Below are 14,694 nucleotides of genomic sequence, written 5' to 3' on the forward strand. Positions count from 1 at the left end.
CTTCCGCTCCCGACTGGGATTCCTGCCACGGTCGTCCGACCGTCTCGGTGGGTTCCTGCGGCCTTGTACTCCAGCACGGACACGAAGGCCGACCATCCGGCATCGTGGACCGACTCGGCCAGGCGTGTGCGGGCGAGCCCCTTCACCGCCAGGTTCTCAACGGCCACCGCCTGGTTCTCGCAGATGATCTTCGTCGAGAGCTGGTGATGGAACTCGCGCTTTCAGCAGTCCCGCAGCAGCTCGCAGAGCGCGTCCAGGGCGGCCGGGAAGTCGCGGTCGGGCGGGGTCCCGTAGCCGACCACCAGGGCGGGCGGGGCGTCCGGGGCGGAACCGGGCTCGGCGAGGTGCCGGGTGAGGCCGCTGAGCACCAGTCCGGCCGCCTCGGCGCGGGCCAGCAGCTCGGCCTCCGGCGGTGCGCCGGGCGGCAGTTGCAGCACGGCGTGCAGCCCGGCGGCGATGCCCGTCACCCGGACGTGCGGAGCCCGCTCGGCGAGCGCCGCGACGAGTAGGTCGCGGCGGCGCCGGTAGTGCAGCCGGGAGCGGCGGACGTGCCGGTCGTGGGTGCCGGAGGTGATCAGCTCGGCGAGGGTGAGCTGGTCGAGAACCGGCGACATGGTGTCCGCCAGCTGCTTCAGCCGGGCCACCGGCTCGACCAGCGCGTCCGGCAGCGCCAGCCAGGCCAGCCGGAGGCCGGGGGCGAGGCTCTTCGCGGCCGTCCCCGCGTACACGACCCGCTCGGGGTCGAGCGCCTGCATCGCGCCCAGCGGCTGCCGGTCGTAACGGAACTCGCCGTCGTAGTCGTCCTCGATCACGTAGCCGTCGTGCTCGCGCGCCCAGGTGACGGCGGCGGCCCGGCGTTCGGCGGCCAGCGCCACGCCGGTCGGGAACTGGTGGGCGGGGGTGAGCAGGACGGCCGCGTCCCGCCGTCCGTCCAGCAGGTCGGTGCGGGCGCCCGCCTCGTCCAGCGGCAGCGGGACGGCGGCCAGCCCGGCGGCGCGGACCATGGCGCGCTGCGGCGCCAGCCCGTAGGCCTCGACGGCCAGTGACGGGGCGGCGCGCTGGTGCCGGGGCCGGCGCTCGCGCAGGGCGGTGCAGAGCAGGCCGAGCCCCTGCGTGAACCCGGCGCAGATCAGCAGGTGTTCCGGGTCGGTCCGCACGCCGCGCACCCGGGCCAGGTAGTCGGTGAGCGCCTGCCGCAGCTCGATCCGCCCCAGCGGGCTGCCGTAGTCGAACGCCTCGTGCGGCGCGGTGGCGAGCGCCCGCCGGGCGGCCGCGAGCCAGGCGCTGCGCGGGAAGAGCGAGACGTCCGGCCGCCCCGGCATCAGGTCGTACCGGCCGGTGGGGCGGCCGCGCGGCACGCCCGCCGCCCGTCGGCCCGGGCGTGGTGTCGTCCGCTCGGCCACCGTGGTGCCCGAGCCCTGCCGCGAGGTGAGCCACCCCTCGGCGGTGAGCTGCCCGTACGCCTCGACCACGGTGTTCCGGGCGATCCCGAGGTCCTCGCCGAGCGCCCGGGAGGACGGCAGCCGGGTGCCGGGCGCCAGCCGTCCGTCCTGCACCGCCTCCCGCAGTGCGTCCTCCAGCGCCGCCCGCACCCCGGCCCCGGCGGCCCGCCGCCCGGTGAGGTCGAGGTGCAGGTCGCCGCCGAAGGTGGTCCACGCGGAGGTGCGGGAGGTGGCGCGGGAGGTGGTCATGGGCTGAGGGGCCGTTCCGTGCGTTCCGTTGCCGAGGCTGTCCGTACGGGGATTATCCCTTCTCCCGCGCGGGCTCTCCCGCTGGTCGCGTTCCGGGTCCCGCGGCTCCACGACGGCCACGACGCGGCCTCGAACGGCGTGGGAGGGCACGCCGCGTCGGGCCGGGTGCCCCGCCCGCCCGGCCGGTTATCGTCCTTCACAGCACCGACGGATCAGAGCTGGGGGATGTGACAGGTGATCGGGGAAGATTTCCAGGCGCAGCAGTTCGAGGAGCAGCGGCACCAACTGCGGGCGGTCGCCTACCGGATGCTCGGCTCGCTCAGCGAGGCCGAGGACGCCGTGCAGGAGACGTGGCTCCGGCTCAGCCGCACCGACACCACCGAGGTGGCCAACCTCGGCGCGTGGCTGACCACCGTCGTCGGCCGGATCTGCCTGGACCTGCTGCGCTCGCGCACGGCCCGGCGCGAGGACCCCCTGCAGGACCAGGACGGGCGGTTCCGGCTGCCGGACCCGGTGGTCGGCCCCGCCTTCGGCGCCGTCGACCCGGAGCACGAGATCCTCATGGCCGACTCGGTCGGCATCGCGCTGATGGTCGTCCTGGAGACGCTCGCCCCGGCCGAGCGGCTCGCCTTCGTGCTGCACGACCTGTTCTCCGTGCCCTTCGACGAGATCGCGCCGATCCTCGGCCGCACCTCGGCCTCCACCCGGCAGCTCGCCAGCCGTGCCCGCCGCCGCGTCCAGGGCGCCGCCCCGGCCCCCGACAGCGACCTGGCCAAGCGCCGCGAGGTGGTGGAGGCCTTCCTCACCGCCTCGCGCGCCGGGGACTTCGACGCCCTGCTCGCCGTCCTCGACCCCGAGGTGGTGGCCCGCTCCGACGGCGGCACGCTCCGCCCGAGTGTGCTCCGCCGCGGCGCGGCCGACGTCGCCTCCCAGGCGATCACCTTCGCCCGCTTCGCCCAGGACGGCTGCCCGGTGCTCATCAACGGCTCGCCCGGTGTGCTCTCGCTCGCCGACGGCAAGCCGCTCTCGCTCATGGCGTTCACCGTCCACGGCGGCCGGATCATCGCGATGGACTTCCTCACCGACCCGGAGCGCCTGGCCCAGCTCGACCTGTCGGCCCTGCTGAACAGCTGAGGCCGGGAGCGTCTCCGCGCGGCGGGCCGCACCCGGCCCGCCGCGCGGCCGCCGATCGGCCTGCCCCGCGTTCCAGCAGGTCGGCAAAGGTCCGAAAGAACTCCGAAGTAATCTGTCGACGGGTGTCGAGGGCGTGGGAGTCGCTCCGACTGAAGGGTGACAGCGCGCCGACGGGGCGCGCGGGACGGGGAGGACACCCGAGATGAAGTACGTCGCGATGATCTACGGCAACCAGGCCAAGTGGGCGTCGTTCCCGGCCGAGGACTGGCCCGAGGCGATCGCCAAGCAGGACGCGTTCAACAAGAAGTACCGCGGGAGCGGCGAGCTGATCGGCGCCTACGGCCTCGCCGACGCGGCCAACGCGCAGCTGGTCCGCCGCGAGGCAGGCCTGCCGGCCGTCACCGACGGCCCGTACCTGGAGACCAAGGAGTACGTCGCCAGCTTCTACCTGCTGGACTGCGACAGCCTGGAGCGGGCCCAGCAGATCGCCGCCGACATGCCGTTCGCGGACGTCGACCCGGTCGAGCTCTGGCCGGTCCTGCACGACGCCGCGGCGGACGTGTGACCGCGTTGCTCCCGGACGGCATCGAGGGCCTGCTGCGCGAACTCGCGCCGCAGGCCCTCGGGGCGCTCGTCCGCCGCTACGGCGTCTTCGACGCCTGTGAGGACGCCGTGCAGGAGGCCCTGCTCGCCGCGGCCCTCCAGTGGCCCGAGGCCGGCATGCCGGAGAACCCGCGCGGCTGGCTGGTCACCGTCGCCTCCCGCCGCCTGGTCGACCAGGTGCGCAGCGAGACGGCCCGCCGCCGCCGCGAGGACGCCCTCGCCCTGGCCACCCCGCAGTCCGCACTGCTCAGCCACGCCGCCGACGCCCGGCCGGACGCCGACCGGGACGACTCGCTGGCGCTGCTCCTCCTCTGCTGCCACCGCGCGCTCTCCGCGCCCAGCCGGATCGCGCTGACCCTGCGCGCCGTCGGCGGCCTGAGCACCGCTCAGATCGCCGCGGCCTTCCTGGTCCCCGAGGCGACCATGGCCCAGCGGATCAGCCGGGCCAAGGCGACGATCAAGGGCCTGCCTCTCGCCGCGCCGCAGGGACCGGAGCGGGCCGAGCGCCTGGAGGAGGTCCGGCAGGTGCTCTACCTCGTCTTCAACGAGGGCTACACCACGACCGACGGCGCCGACCTCACCGCGCCCGAGCTCTCCACCGAGGCGATCCGCCTCACCCGGCTGCTCCTGCGCCTGGCCCCCGAGGACGCCGAGACGGCCGGCCTGCTCGCCCTGATGTTGCTCACCGACGCCCGCCGCCCGGCCCGCACCGGCCCCGGTGGGGAGCTGGTGCCGCTGGCCGAGCAGGACCGGGGGCAGTGGGACGCGCGGCTCGTCACGGAGGGCGTGGAGCTGATCAGCCGTACCCTGCCGCGCGGACAGGTCGGCCCGTACCAGCTCCAGGCGGCCATCGCGGCGGTGCACGACGAGGCCACGGACGACGCGTCCACGGACTGGCCGCAGATCCTCGTCCTGTACGGCCTGCTGGAGCAGTTCGGGCCGAACCCGATGGTGACGCTCAACCGCGCGGTCGCCGTCGCGATGGTGCACGGGCCTGCCGCGGGGCTGGAGCTGCTCGCCGCGCTGGAGGCCGACAAGCGGATGGCCCGCCACCACCGCCTGCTCGCCACCCGGGCCCACCTTCTGGAGTTGTCGGGCGACAAGGCGGGTGCGGTGGCCGCCTACCGTGAGGCCGCCCGCCGCACCACCAGCGCGCCCGAGCGGCGCCACCTGACGGAATGCGCACGGCGTTCGGAGGCCACGGTATGAGGTTCGTCGTTCGTGACGGGGTGCGGCTCGCCTGCCGTGACTCCGGCGGCCCGGGGACGCCCGTGGTGCTGCTGCACGGGCTGGCCGGCCACGCGGGGGAGTGGGACGCCGTGGCGCGGAGCCTCGGCGCCCGGCACCGCGTCGTCGCCGTCGACCAGCGCGGCCACGGCGCCAGCGAGCGCCGGCCGCGGGACGTCTCGCGAGCCGCGTACGTGGCCGACGTGGTCGCGGTGATCGGACAACTCGGCCTGGAACGCCCGGTCCTGGTCGGCCAGTCCTACGGCGGTCACGCGGCGATGCTCACCGCTGCCGCACACGCGTCGCTGGTGAGCGGCCTGGTCCTGGTCGAGGCCGGGCCGGCCGGGTCCGACCCGCAGACGCAGGCCGGAATCGCCGGCTGGTTCGACTCCTGGCCGACGCCGTTCCCCTCCCGCGAGGCCGCCGTCGCGTTCCTCGGCGGCGGGCCGGTCGGCGAGGGCTGGGCGGCGGGCCTGGAGGAGCGCGACGGCGGGTGGTGGCCGCGCTTCGACCGCGACGTGATGGTCACGTCGCTGGACGAGAACGCGCAGCGCTCCTGGTGGGACGAGTGGGCGGCGGTGGCCTGCCCGACCCTCGTCGTCCTGGGCCAGTCCGGCATCGTCGGCGCCGAGGAGATCGACCGCATGCTCCGCACCCGGCCGGCGACGGTCGCCGTCGGCGTCCCCGGCACGGGCCACGACCTCCATCTCGAACGCCCTGCCGAGCTGGCGCGGTTGATCGGCGAGTTCGTCCGGTAGGCCCCGTGCCCGCCCGCTCGGCCCGTGAAGGCCTGCTCGGCCTCTGCCGGGCCGCTCACGTCGCGTCGGCGTACAGCTCCTCCACCAGCCGTGCGACGGCTGCCGGCTCGCGCAGCGTCGGGTAGTGGTCGGATCCCGCCAGCCGGATCAGCCGGCAGCCGGGGATCCGGGCCGCCATCTCCTCGTTGCAGCGCACGACCGCCGGCCGGTCCTGCTCCCCCAGCGCCAGCACGGTGGGTGCGGTGATCTCCCCGAGCCGGTCGAAGGCCGGCGCATCGGTCTCCTGGTACCCGACGTTGCTGAACCAGGCGGGCAGGACCGCCCGGAGGTGCGCGGCGCCGACCGGATCGGCCTCGGGCGTGCCCCCGCCGGCCAGGCCCCAGAGGCCCAGCCCGAGCCGGACGACGCCCTCCAGGTCGCCGGCCGTGGCCAGCCGCTGCACGTTCTCGTACAGCTCGGTCTCGTCGAGCCCGTCGTACCCGGTGACCCCGGGGACGAACAGCGCGAGGCCCGCCACCCGCTCCGGGGCGTCCAGCGTCAGGTTGATCGAGGCGGCCCCGCCCATGCTGGAGCCGACCAGGACCGCCCGCGCCAGCCCGAAGTGGTCGAGCACCGCGGCGAGGTCCTCGGCCGGGGAGTACGCGGCCGTGGGCGCGGGCGACCGCCCGTAGCCGCGGGCGTCGAAGCGGATCACCCGGTGCTGCGCGGTGAGCGCAGGGAGCACCGGGTCCCAGACGGTCGAGTCGCCGACGCCCGGGTGGACCAGGACCAGCGGCAGCCCGTCCCCTCCCGAGTCCTCGGCCCAGAGTTCACCGCTGGCGACAGGCACCGTGGTTTCCATGACGCCCAGTCTGTTCGACCGGACGACCCGCCGCCATGAGATGTCGGCCCTTTGGCGGGAATTCCCCCCGACCGGAACGGCCGGCAGGCGGCCTCGCCCGCCGGCCGGACAGGACCTAAGGGGTGCGGGCGAAGGAACGGCGGTAGGAGCGCGGCGGTACGCCCCGGCGGCGGACGAACTGGGCCCGCAGGACGGCCGCGCTCCCGTAGCCGACGCGGCGGGCGATCTCCTCGACCGGCAGGTCCGTGGTCTCCAGCAGTTCCTCGGCGCGGTTCAGCCGAAGGTTGAGCAGCCAGGCGTGGGGGGTGGTGCCGGTCGCGGCGGTGAAGCGGCGGGCGAAGGAACGCCTGCTCATCAGGGCCCGGCGGGCGAGTTCGGCGACGGTGAGCGGTTGGTCGAGGTGTTCGTGGGCCCAGGTCAGGGCGTCGGTCAGGCGTTCGTCCCGGCAGTCCTCGGGGGCGGGGCTGGTCAGGTACTGGGCCTGTCCGCCCTCGCGGTGGGAGGGCAGCACGAGGTCCCGCGCGATGGCGTTGGCCGTCGCGGCGCCGTACTCGCGGCGCAGGAGGTGCAGGCACAGGTCGAAGCCTGCGGCGGCTCCGGCGCCGGTGGTGATCCGGCCCTCGTCGACGTAGAGGGCGTCGGGTTCCACGGTGACGCCGGGGTAGCGGTCGGCCAGCAGGCCGGCGAAGCGCCAGTGCGTGGTGGCGCGCCGGCCGTCGAGCAGCCCGGCCGCGGCGAGCGCGAACGCGCCGACGCAGTGCGCGGCTACGATCGCGCCGCGCCGGTGCGCCGTGGTCAGCGCATCGAGGACGTCGGGCCCCGGGGGCGTCCGGAAGCCGGTCCACGGCAGCGTGATCACCAGGTCGGCCGTGGCGAGCCGGTCCAGGCCGTGCTCGACGGTGAGCGGCAGTCCGACGTCGCTGCGGACCTGCCCGGGCCGGTCGGTGCAGAGCGCGAAGTCGAAGCTCGGCAGCCCCTGGCCGCGCGCGTCGAAGACCTCGGAGGCGATGCCGGCCCCGAGCAGGCCCACACCGGGCGGGGCGTACGCGGCGACGGTCACGAAAGGCGGCATGCGGGGAGTGTGGCACCCTTCCCCGGCTCCTGGCACGTTTCCTGCGATCAGTGGCAGCACGGCCACTCGTGGGGGACCGGCCGGCACCGAAGAATTGAGGGCATGACAGACGCTCCCCTGGGCCGCACCGCCGCCTACACGATCCTGACCACCGGCTACACCCTGTCCACCGGCCCCGGGGTCGCCGCCACGGTCTCCTACGTACGTGACGGCGACCGCCACGTGATCGTCGACCCCGGCATGGTGGCCGGCCGGGACCGGATCCTCGGCCCGCTCGCCGAGCTCGGGCTCGGCCCGGACGACATCACCGACGTGGTGCTCAGCCACCACCACCCGGACAACACCATGAACGTGGGCCTGTTCGGCAGTGCCCGCGTCCACGACCACAAGGCGATCTACCAGAACGACCAGTGGACCGACCGCGACGCGGAGGGCTACGAGCTCACCCCGTCCCTGCGGCTGATCCGCACCCCGGGGCACAGCGCCGAGGACATCACGCTGCTGGCGGGTACGGAGACGGGCGTCGTGGCCTTCGTCGGTGATCTCTGGTGGCGGCCCAACGGCCCGGTGGTCGACCCGGTGGCCCCGGACCTCGACGGCCTGCGGGCCTCCCGCCTCCGTGTGCTCGCGGCCGCGGACCTGCTCGTCCCCGGCCACGGCGGCCCCTTCCCGGCCGACGAGAGCGCCCCCCTGTGACCGCGGGCTCGCGGACCTGACCGAACCCGCGCGGCCGGCCGCCGTCCGCGCGTCGTACGGCGCCGCCGGCTACGGGCCGCCGGCCCGCTCAGTCGAACCGCGGGCCGGTCCTGCCGGTGAACGGAAAGAGCGGATAGCCGTCCGTGCAGTCGCCCCCGGGCGGCGTGTACGGCCAGTCCATCCCCAGCCGGTACAGCAGGGTGAGCAGGACGACGGCCACGACGGGCGCCGTCCACCGGGTGGCGCGTCCGCCGGGGAGGGGCCGGCGGCGCAGCGCGAGTTGGAGGAGGAACACCAGCAGGCTCATGCAGAGCCAGACCACGGGCATCGCCATCTGCAGGCCGGTGTTGTTGCCGACGTCGTTCCCGAGCGGGCAGTCCGCCCACGACCGGACGGTCCACACCGTGCCGGCGTAGACCCCGACGGCGGAGAGGGCGGGTCCCAGGAGGAACCACCCGCAACCCGGCGCCGAGCCGGCCGACCTGCCCGCTGCACGTGACTCCCGCATTCCCCTGCTCCCGTCGGACGACCACCGCGTCGGCCGCGCACCGTGAAGCCGGACCCGCCGGCCTCCGGTGCGGCCGCCGAGCGGACCTTGTCGGCAGGGACCGCGGGACGATCCTCCCGGTTCCCCCGGCAGCCGGGCGCGTGGTGTCAGGGACCGCCGGGAGTGCACCGCGGCCCGGCGCCCGTCGGCCGGGGGCGGGCACGCTCGACCGGACAGGACCTAAAGGACCCGGCGCCAGCCGCCGTCCGCCGGACCGCCCACCGGCGCGGGGCCGAAGTCGTAGCGCACGCCGCCGGGGGCGAAGGCGAGCAGGGAGATCGAGGACGAGCCCCAGATCCGCCCGTCCCCGAACTCGCGCCGCTGGATCAGTGCCGCCGGGTCGTCCAGGGCGAGGCCGTCGCCGGAGACGATCGGCAGCCACGCGCCCCACGCCTGCTCCGTCCCGACGGCGTCCGCCGCCGGCTCCGGCCGCGCGGCGGCCTCGAAGCGGGCGCGGAAGTGGGCGGCGCGGGCGGCCATCAGTGAGCGGACCAGCTCCGACGCGGTGCGGTCCGCCGCCATGCCCTCCAGCCCGTCGTTGAGCACGACGCTCAGGCCGGGCGGCAGTTGGCGCTCCTCCGCCCGGCTGCCGCCCCAGCTCAGCACCCGTGCACCGGCCGGCCCCGCCAGGACGAGGTGGAACGGGTCGTACCGCTCCAGGTCGAGGTGCCCGATCCCGCCGTCCCGGGCGGCGGTCAGCGGCAGCTCGCCGCGGGAGAGCCGGGCCTGCGCCGGGGCCATGGCGCCGAAGCCGTTCAGCAGGCAGGCCGCCACCGGGTCGGCGCCGGGGCGGACCGCCAGCCACGTCCCGCCCGCCGCGAGGTCAAGCCCGCCGACGGTCGTCGGGTGTCCGGGCCAGTGGTGGTCCGGCGGCGACCAGCGTCGCCCGGCGTACTCGTCCCGGACGGACAGCAGCAGCACCGGAACCGCCGACGACGGCTCGATGCTGACGAACGCGGTGCACACGCGCAGGGCCCCCTGACCTCGCCGACTCCGGGCGGCCCACGGGTACCGCCCTCCCCGTGATCCTCGCACGAACGTTCGCGTCCGGGCAGGGTCGGGCCGTCCCCCTTCCGCCGTTCCAGGGCCGCACCCGGGCGGACCGGCGGGCGTGGTGGCCCGACCGCCGAGTGGCCCACGATTTCCAGGCTCGAATGGGCCGGGCCGTCAGTCCACTCCCCGCCTAGGGTGGCAGGTATGACCACGACGACCGAGACCACCACCGTGCCCGCCCCCGAGCAGCGGATCTCCCTCCCCGACCTCGCCCCCGACTTCTACCAGGCCATGTTCGCGCTGGAGCGCGGCGCCCGGAAGGGCGTGGACCCGACGCTGGCCGAGCTGGTCAAGGTGCACGCCTCGATGATCAACGGCTGCGCTTTCTGCATCGACATGCACTCCACCGACGCGGTCAAGAACGGCGAGCAGAACCACCGGCTGCTCTCCCTCCCGGCCTGGCGCGAGACGTCCTGGTTCACCGCCAGGGAGCGGGCCGCCCTCGCGCTGACGGAGTCGGTCACCCTGCTGACCGAGGGGCACGTCCCGGACGCCGTCTACAACGAGGCCGCCGAGCACTTCGAGCAGGCCGAACTGGCCCAGCTGATCGCGCTGATCATCACCATCAACGCCTGGAACCGGATCGGCGTCACCTCCCGCCTCAGCCCGGCCGCGAAGTAGGGACCACCGGACATGACCGACACGATCGACAGCCGGCAGCAGAAGGCCCGCAGGCTCCGCGAACTGCACCGCCCCGGCGAGCCCTTGGTGCTCGCCAACGTCTGGGACGCCGCGGGTGCGCGCCTGGTCGCGGCCGCCGGTGCGCAGGCCGTCGCGACGGCCAGCGCCAGTGTCTCCTGGACGCTCGGCAGCGCGGACGGGGACGCGGCGGACCGGGACGAGGTGCTCGCCCAGACCGCGCTGGTCGTGCGCTCCGTCGGGCTGCCGGTGACGGCGGACCTGGAGACCGGGTTCGGCGCCACCGCCGCCGAGGTCGGCGGGACGGTGGCGGCCCTGCTCGCCACGGGCGCGGTCGGCGTGAACCTGGAGGACGCCGCCCGGCCGGCCGATGAGGCCGCCGAGCGGATCGCGGCGGCCCGGGCGGCGGCGACGGCGGCCGGGGTCGACCTCTTCATCAACGGCCGCACCGACGTGTTCCTCCGTCAGATCGGCGACCCGGCCGGCCGCCTGGACGAGGCGGTCGCCCGCCTGCGCGCCTACGTCGAGGCGGGCGCGGACGGGGTGTTCGTGCCCGGCGTGGCCGACCCGGAGACGATCGCGGCGCTGGTCGCGGCCGTCCCGGCGCCGCTGAACGTGCTGGCGGGCCCGGGCTCGCCGTCCGTGCCGGAGCTGGCGAAGCTGGGCGTGGCCCGGGTCAGCCTCGGGCCGGGCCTGGCCAAGGTGGCCTACGCGGCGGTGCGCCGGGCCGCCGAGGAGGTCTACGGCGCGGGCACCTACACCGCCCTCGACGGCGGCCTCACCTACCAGGAGCTGAACGCCCTGGCCGAAGGCTGAGCGAGCCGCCGCCCCCGGGCAGACCGTTCACGGAGCGGGTGGTCCGCCGGGCGGGTGGTCCGGGTACGTGCGGGGGCGCACCCGGACCACCCGCCCGGCGGAGAAGGGTGTGGGAGGGCAGGCCTCAGTTCAGGACCTGCCCGCTGATCCCCGGGTGGGTCATCTGGTTGTCGCCGACGGCCTCCACCTGCTGCGCGAGGTGGCCGGCCAGCGGCAGCTTGCCGGCCTCGTGCAGGGCGAGGTCGGTGGGGGAGAGGTTGAGGCCGCTGGAGAGGCCGTCCAGCGCGTCCGGCTGCGAGGCGGTCGAGGTCGTGGCGGACGCGGCGGGGGCGGCCAGCGCGAGGCCCGCCATGGTCAGGGCGGCCAGGGTGGCGAGTTTCTTCATGGAACCCCCAACGACCCGGCCGCCCCGAGGTCACACCCGATCCGTCAGACGGTCACCCGCAGCGTCTTCACGCTGTTGCTGATGAACGACCCGATCGGCTCGGCCGGGCCCTCCTCGGCCAGGGCCAGCCCGGGGAACCGCTCGAACAGGTACCGCAGCGCCGTCTCCGCCTCCAGCCGGGCGAGCCCGGAGCCGAGGCAGAAGTGCGGGCCGTGGCCGAGCGAGAGGTGCCGGTTGGGCTGCCGGGTGAGGTCGAAGCGGTCGGCGTCCTCGTAGTGCCCGGAGTCCCGCCCGGCGGCGGCGTACGAGGCGAGCAGCGCCTCGCCGCGCCGGATGACGACGTCCCCGACCGGGATGTCCTCGGTCGCGTACCGCAGCGGGAACTGCCCGACCGGCGAGTCGTAGCGGAGCGTCTCCTCGACCACCGCGGACCACGATGCCGTGCCGTCCAGCACCAGCCGCAGCTGGTCGGGGTGGGCGAGCAGGGCGCGGACGGCGTTGGTGATCAGGTTGAGCGTGGTCTCGTGGCCGGCCACCAGCATCAGTAGCAGGGTGCCCACCAGCTCCTGCTCGCTGAGCCGGTCCCCGGCCTCGCGGGCGGCGATCAGGTCGGTGGTGAGGTCGTCGCCGGGCTCGGCGCGCTTGACCGCGACGACCGAGGCGAGCAGGGCGAACAGGCCCTGCTGGGCGGCGATGGCGGCCTCGGGGGTGGCGGAGCTGGAGACCAGGGTGTCGGAGAGCTCGTGCAGTTCGTCCTGCTGCTTGGGCGGCAGGCCCAGCAGCTCGCCGATGACCTGCATCGGCAGCGGGTAGGCGAAGTGCTCGCGCAGGTCGAACCCGCCCTCCAGCGTGGCGACCCGGTCGAGGAGCGCCACCGTCCGGGCCTCGATCGCGGGCTGCAGCTCGGCGATCCGGCGCGGGGTGAAGGCCTGGCTGACCAGGCCGCGCAGCCGCCGGTGGTCCTCGCCGTCGGCGGTGACCATGCCCGGCACGGTGACGAAGTTCAGCAGCGGCCAGCCCTTGGGCAGCCGGCCCTCGGTGAAGGTCGTCCACAGCTGCGGGTTCTTGCCGACGCGCGGGTCGGCGAGCAGTTCCTGAAGGGTGTCGTGGTGGGTTATCGCCCAGACCACCACCCCGCCAGGGAGTTCCACCAGGACCGCCGGCCCGGCTGCCCGGAGCCGGGCGTTCTCGCCGTGCTGGTCGCGTCCGAAGGGGTCGAGCCGGACGGGCTCGGGGCGGCCGGGGACGGGCGGGTGGCCGGCTCGGTCGTGCTCGGGTGCGGCGGTGTCCATGCGGGCCTCTCGGGTGCGGGAAGGCGGGGCGGGGTGAAGGCGCTGTACAGCACCGGCAGGCTGACCAGGGCGCGCGACCACGGTGACGGTCGCCAGGCCAGGTCCTGCGGAGGCACTGCCAGTTGGAGGTCGGGCAGGCGGTGCAGCAGGGTCTCGACGGCGGTCTCGACGATGATCCGGGCCGGGTGCTGGGCCGGGCAGACGTGCCGGCCGGCGCCCCAGGCCAGGTGGGCCCGGTTCCCGCCGAGGGTGCCGTGCGCGGCGGACGCGGCGCCCTGGGCGGCCGGGTCGGCGTTGGCCGCGGCCAGGCCGAGGACGAGCATGTCGCCGGCGCTGATGTACTGGCCGCCGAGCACGGTGTCGCCGGTGGCCCAGCGGCCGGGGAAGTTCTGCGTCGGCGGGTCGCGCCAGAGCACCTCCTCCAGCGCGTCGGCGACGGTGAGCCGGCCGCCGGTGAGGGTGGCCCGGAACCGCCGGTCGGTGAGCAGCAGCCGCAGGGTGTTGCCGGTCCAGTTGATGCTGGTCTCGTTGCCCGCGACCATCATCACCACCAGGTGGTGGACCGCCTCCTCGTCGGTCAGCGCGGCCGGGTGGGCCAGCAGCCAGGAGGTGAGGTCGGCGCTGGGCGTGGTGCGCCGCCGCCGGACGAGGTCGACCAGAATGGCCTGGAACTCGGCGTTGGCCCGGACGGACTTCTCGCTGCTGTCGACGAAGTGGCTGATCAGCTCGATGAGACGGGGCCCGGCCTCGGCGGGCAGGCCGATCAGCTGGGTGAAGACCAGCAGCGGCAGCCGGCGCGCGTACCGGGCGACCAGGTCGGCGGTGCCGTCCGGGCCCCAGCTGTCGATCAGGGCGTGGGCGGCGGCCTCGGTGGTCTCGCGCAGCTGGCGGTGGTCGATCTGGGCGAGCGTGTCGGAGACGGCGGCGCGCAGCCGCTGGTGCTCGGCGCCGTCCAGGTTGAGCAGGGTGGGCCGCCAGGCGGTCATCGGCAGCAGCCGGGAGTCGGCGGCGAGCCGGCCCTCGGCCGGGACCCGCCAGCTACGCGAGTCCTTGGAGAACAGGGCCTCGTTGCGGGTGAGTTCGAGCAGCTCGGGGTAGCCGAGCACCAGCCAGGCCTCGACGCCGGGCTCCAGCTCGATCGGCGCGACCGGGCCGTACTGCGCGCGCAGCCGGGCGTACAGGCCGTGCGGGTCGTCGGCGACGGCGGGCCCGTACAGCTGCGCCAGCGGCACCCCGGCGGGGAAGCCGCTGCCGGTGGGGACGCCCCCGCCGGCGTGTGCCGGGCAGCCGGGCGGGGGGCCGGCCTGGGGGCCGGGGGGTGGAGCCGGGGGCGGAACGGCCGTGCCGGGCTCGGGGGTCGTCATCGTTGGAGCTCCAGGACGGCGGTGGCGTGCAGGTGGCCGACGAAGTCGATCAGCAGGTCGTACGCGGCCCGCCGGTCCCGCGCGTCGCAGTACAGGATCGGCACGTCGGGCAGCAGGTCGAGGGCGGAGCGCAGCTCCTCCTCGGGGTAACTCGGCGTGTCCGGGAAGGTGTTGACGGCCACGGCGAACGGGATCTGCTGCTCCTCCAGCCGCCCGAGCACGTCGAAGCTCTCGTCCGGCCGTCGCAGGTCCACCATGGCGATGGCGCCGAGCGCACCGCGCGAGAGGTCGTCCCAGAGCGGCCAGAACCGCTGCTGGCCGGGAGTGCCGAAGAGGTACAGGGCGAGCCGCGGGTTGAGCGTGATCCGGCCGAAGTCCAGCGCGACGGTGGTGGTGGTCTTGTCGCCGCGCCCGGTGAGGTCGTCGATGCCGCTGCTGGCGGCCGTCATGGTCTCCTCGGTGCGCAGCGGGGTGATCTCGCTGAGCGAGCCGACCAGCGTGGTCTTGCCGACCCCGAACGGGCCGGTGACCAGGATCTTGACCGCACCCTGCACGGAGGAGGGCAGGTACTGCGGC

The 14,694-nt window shown here is 75.2% G+C and carries 16 protein-coding genes and 1 pseudogene; 7 read left to right on the top strand and 10 right to left on the bottom strand.

Going from position 1 to position 14,694, the window contains the following annotated elements; all coding sequences use genetic code 11:
- Positions 1–26 precede the first annotated feature (26 nt).
- A pseudogene (locus ACZ3YO_RS35670) lies at positions 27–221 on the bottom strand (RNA-guided endonuclease TnpB family protein); the annotation flags it as partial.
- Complete coding sequence (pdxR, locus tag ACZ3YO_RS35675; RefSeq protein ID WP_465577864.1) at positions 222–1,691, bottom strand: MocR-like pyridoxine biosynthesis transcription factor PdxR; 1,470 nt, start codon at positions 1,689–1,691, stop codon at positions 222–224. It lies immediately after the preceding pseudogene.
- Between the two features lie 234 nt (positions 1,692–1,925).
- Between pdxR and ACZ3YO_RS35680 the strand changes: the two genes are divergently transcribed.
- The 4 genes from ACZ3YO_RS35680 (at position 1,926) to ACZ3YO_RS35695 (ending at position 5,413) form a co-directional block, all read left to right on the top strand.
- A complete protein-coding gene (locus ACZ3YO_RS35680; protein ID WP_465577866.1) occupies positions 1,926–2,825 on the top strand; it encodes a sigma-70 family RNA polymerase sigma factor in 900 nt (299 codons plus the stop codon).
- A 202-nt stretch (positions 2,826–3,027) separates the two neighbouring features.
- Positions 3,028–3,390 carry a YciI family protein gene (locus ACZ3YO_RS35685; RefSeq protein WP_465546899.1) on the top strand — a complete coding sequence of 121 codons (363 nt, stop codon included), beginning with the start codon at positions 3,028–3,030 and terminating at the stop codon, positions 3,388–3,390.
- Entirely contained in the window at positions 3,387–4,637 is a 1,251-nt protein-coding gene (locus ACZ3YO_RS35690) for an RNA polymerase sigma factor (protein WP_465577869.1), read from the top strand. The genes ACZ3YO_RS35685 and ACZ3YO_RS35690 overlap by 4 nt, the downstream gene beginning before the upstream one ends.
- Positions 4,634–5,413 (top strand): alpha/beta fold hydrolase, encoded by a 780-nt coding sequence (locus tag ACZ3YO_RS35695; RefSeq protein ID WP_465577871.1) that lies wholly within the window; start codon positions 4,634–4,636, stop codon positions 5,411–5,413. The genes ACZ3YO_RS35690 and ACZ3YO_RS35695 overlap by 4 nt, the downstream gene beginning before the upstream one ends.
- A 55-nt stretch (positions 5,414–5,468) precedes the next feature.
- Here the strand turns inward: ACZ3YO_RS35695 and ACZ3YO_RS35700 are convergent, their stop codons facing one another.
- Positions 5,469–6,254 (bottom strand): alpha/beta fold hydrolase, encoded by a 786-nt coding sequence (locus ACZ3YO_RS35700; RefSeq protein WP_465577873.1) that lies wholly within the window; start codon positions 6,252–6,254, stop codon positions 5,469–5,471.
- A 115-nt stretch (positions 6,255–6,369) separates the two neighbouring features.
- Positions 6,370–7,326, bottom strand: a complete 957-nt coding sequence (locus tag ACZ3YO_RS35705) for a GlxA family transcriptional regulator (RefSeq protein ID WP_465577875.1) — start codon at positions 7,324–7,326, stop codon at positions 6,370–6,372.
- A gap of 102 nt (positions 7,327–7,428) precedes the next feature.
- On the opposite strand from ACZ3YO_RS35705, the gene ACZ3YO_RS35710 reads away from it, so the two are divergent.
- Positions 7,429–8,022: an MBL fold metallo-hydrolase gene (locus ACZ3YO_RS35710; RefSeq protein ID WP_465577877.1), complete on the top strand. Its 594-nt coding sequence runs from the start codon at positions 7,429–7,431 to the stop codon at positions 8,020–8,022.
- Between the two features lie 88 nt (positions 8,023–8,110).
- Here ACZ3YO_RS35710 and ACZ3YO_RS35715 read toward each other — a convergent pair whose 3' ends face one another.
- Positions 8,111–8,530, bottom strand: a complete 420-nt coding sequence (locus ACZ3YO_RS35715; RefSeq protein ID WP_465577879.1) for a hypothetical protein — start codon at positions 8,528–8,530, stop codon at positions 8,111–8,113.
- A 219-nt stretch (positions 8,531–8,749) separates the two neighbouring features.
- Positions 8,750–9,535 (bottom strand): NRDE family protein, encoded by a 786-nt coding sequence (locus ACZ3YO_RS35720; RefSeq protein WP_465577881.1) that lies wholly within the window; start codon positions 9,533–9,535, stop codon positions 8,750–8,752.
- 231 nt (positions 9,536–9,766) lie between these two features.
- Between ACZ3YO_RS35720 and ACZ3YO_RS35725 the strand changes: the two genes are divergently transcribed.
- Positions 9,767–10,243: a carboxymuconolactone decarboxylase family protein gene (locus tag ACZ3YO_RS35725; protein ID WP_465546912.1), complete on the top strand. Its 477-nt coding sequence runs from the start codon at positions 9,767–9,769 to the stop codon at positions 10,241–10,243.
- 12 nt (positions 10,244–10,255) lie between these two features.
- Positions 10,256–11,077 carry an isocitrate lyase/PEP mutase family protein gene (locus tag ACZ3YO_RS35730; RefSeq protein ID WP_465577883.1) on the top strand — a complete coding sequence of 274 codons (822 nt, stop codon included), beginning with the start codon at positions 10,256–10,258 and terminating at the stop codon, positions 11,075–11,077.
- Between the two features lie 124 nt (positions 11,078–11,201).
- On the opposite strand, the gene ACZ3YO_RS35735 is transcribed toward ACZ3YO_RS35730, so the two are convergent.
- The 4 genes from ACZ3YO_RS35735 to ACZ3YO_RS35750 are packed head-to-tail and all read right to left on the bottom strand — an operon-like array spanning position 11,202 to position 14,684.
- Positions 11,202–11,462 (bottom strand): hypothetical protein, encoded by a 261-nt coding sequence (locus ACZ3YO_RS35735; RefSeq protein ID WP_465577885.1) that lies wholly within the window; start codon positions 11,460–11,462, stop codon positions 11,202–11,204.
- Between the two features lie 44 nt (positions 11,463–11,506).
- On the bottom strand, positions 11,507–12,613 hold the full coding sequence (locus ACZ3YO_RS35740) for a cytochrome P450 family protein (protein ID WP_465577887.1): 1,107 nt from the start codon (positions 12,611–12,613) through the stop codon (positions 11,507–11,509).
- Entirely contained in the window at positions 12,577–14,118 is a 1,542-nt protein-coding gene (locus ACZ3YO_RS35745) for a cytochrome P450 (RefSeq protein ID WP_465577889.1), read from the bottom strand. The genes ACZ3YO_RS35740 and ACZ3YO_RS35745 overlap by 37 nt, the downstream gene beginning before the upstream one ends.
- Positions 14,115–14,684 (bottom strand): GTP-binding protein, encoded by a 570-nt coding sequence (locus ACZ3YO_RS35750; RefSeq protein ID WP_465546974.1) that lies wholly within the window; start codon positions 14,682–14,684, stop codon positions 14,115–14,117. The genes ACZ3YO_RS35745 and ACZ3YO_RS35750 overlap by 4 nt, the downstream gene beginning before the upstream one ends.
- Between the last annotated feature and the right edge of the window lie 10 nt (positions 14,685–14,694).

Source organism: Kitasatospora sp. NPDC022785, assembly GCF_055561295.1.

What these genes read in the sequence shown, in the direction of transcription:
- pdxR (WP_465577864.1), bottom strand. Translation starts at nt 1,691, where the DNA reads ATGACCACCTCCCGCGCCACCTCCCGCACCTCCGCGTGGACCACCTTC.
- ACZ3YO_RS35685 (WP_465546899.1), top strand. Translation starts at nt 3,028, where the DNA reads ATGAAGTACGTCGCGATGATCTACGGCAACCAGGCCAAGTGGGCGTCG.
- ACZ3YO_RS35695 (WP_465577871.1), top strand. Translation starts at nt 4,634, where the DNA reads ATGAGGTTCGTCGTTCGTGACGGGGTGCGGCTCGCCTGCCGTGACTCC.
- ACZ3YO_RS35700 (WP_465577873.1), bottom strand. Translation starts at nt 6,254, where the DNA reads ATGGAAACCACGGTGCCTGTCGCCAGCGGTGAACTCTGGGCCGAGGAC.
- ACZ3YO_RS35705 (WP_465577875.1), bottom strand. Translation starts at nt 7,326, where the DNA reads ATGCCGCCTTTCGTGACCGTCGCCGCGTACGCCCCGCCCGGTGTGGGC.
- ACZ3YO_RS35710 (WP_465577877.1), top strand. Translation starts at nt 7,429, where the DNA reads ATGACAGACGCTCCCCTGGGCCGCACCGCCGCCTACACGATCCTGACC.
- ACZ3YO_RS35715 (WP_465577879.1), bottom strand. Translation starts at nt 8,530, where the DNA reads ATGCGGGAGTCACGTGCAGCGGGCAGGTCGGCCGGCTCGGCGCCGGGT.
- ACZ3YO_RS35725 (WP_465546912.1), top strand. Translation starts at nt 9,767, where the DNA reads ATGACCACGACGACCGAGACCACCACCGTGCCCGCCCCCGAGCAGCGG.
- ACZ3YO_RS35730 (WP_465577883.1), top strand. Translation starts at nt 10,256, where the DNA reads ATGACCGACACGATCGACAGCCGGCAGCAGAAGGCCCGCAGGCTCCGC.
- ACZ3YO_RS35735 (WP_465577885.1), bottom strand. Translation starts at nt 11,462, where the DNA reads ATGAAGAAACTCGCCACCCTGGCCGCCCTGACCATGGCGGGCCTCGCG.
- ACZ3YO_RS35745 (WP_465577889.1), bottom strand. Translation starts at nt 14,118, where the DNA reads ATGACGACCCCCGAGCCCGGCACGGCCGTTCCGCCCCCGGCTCCACCC.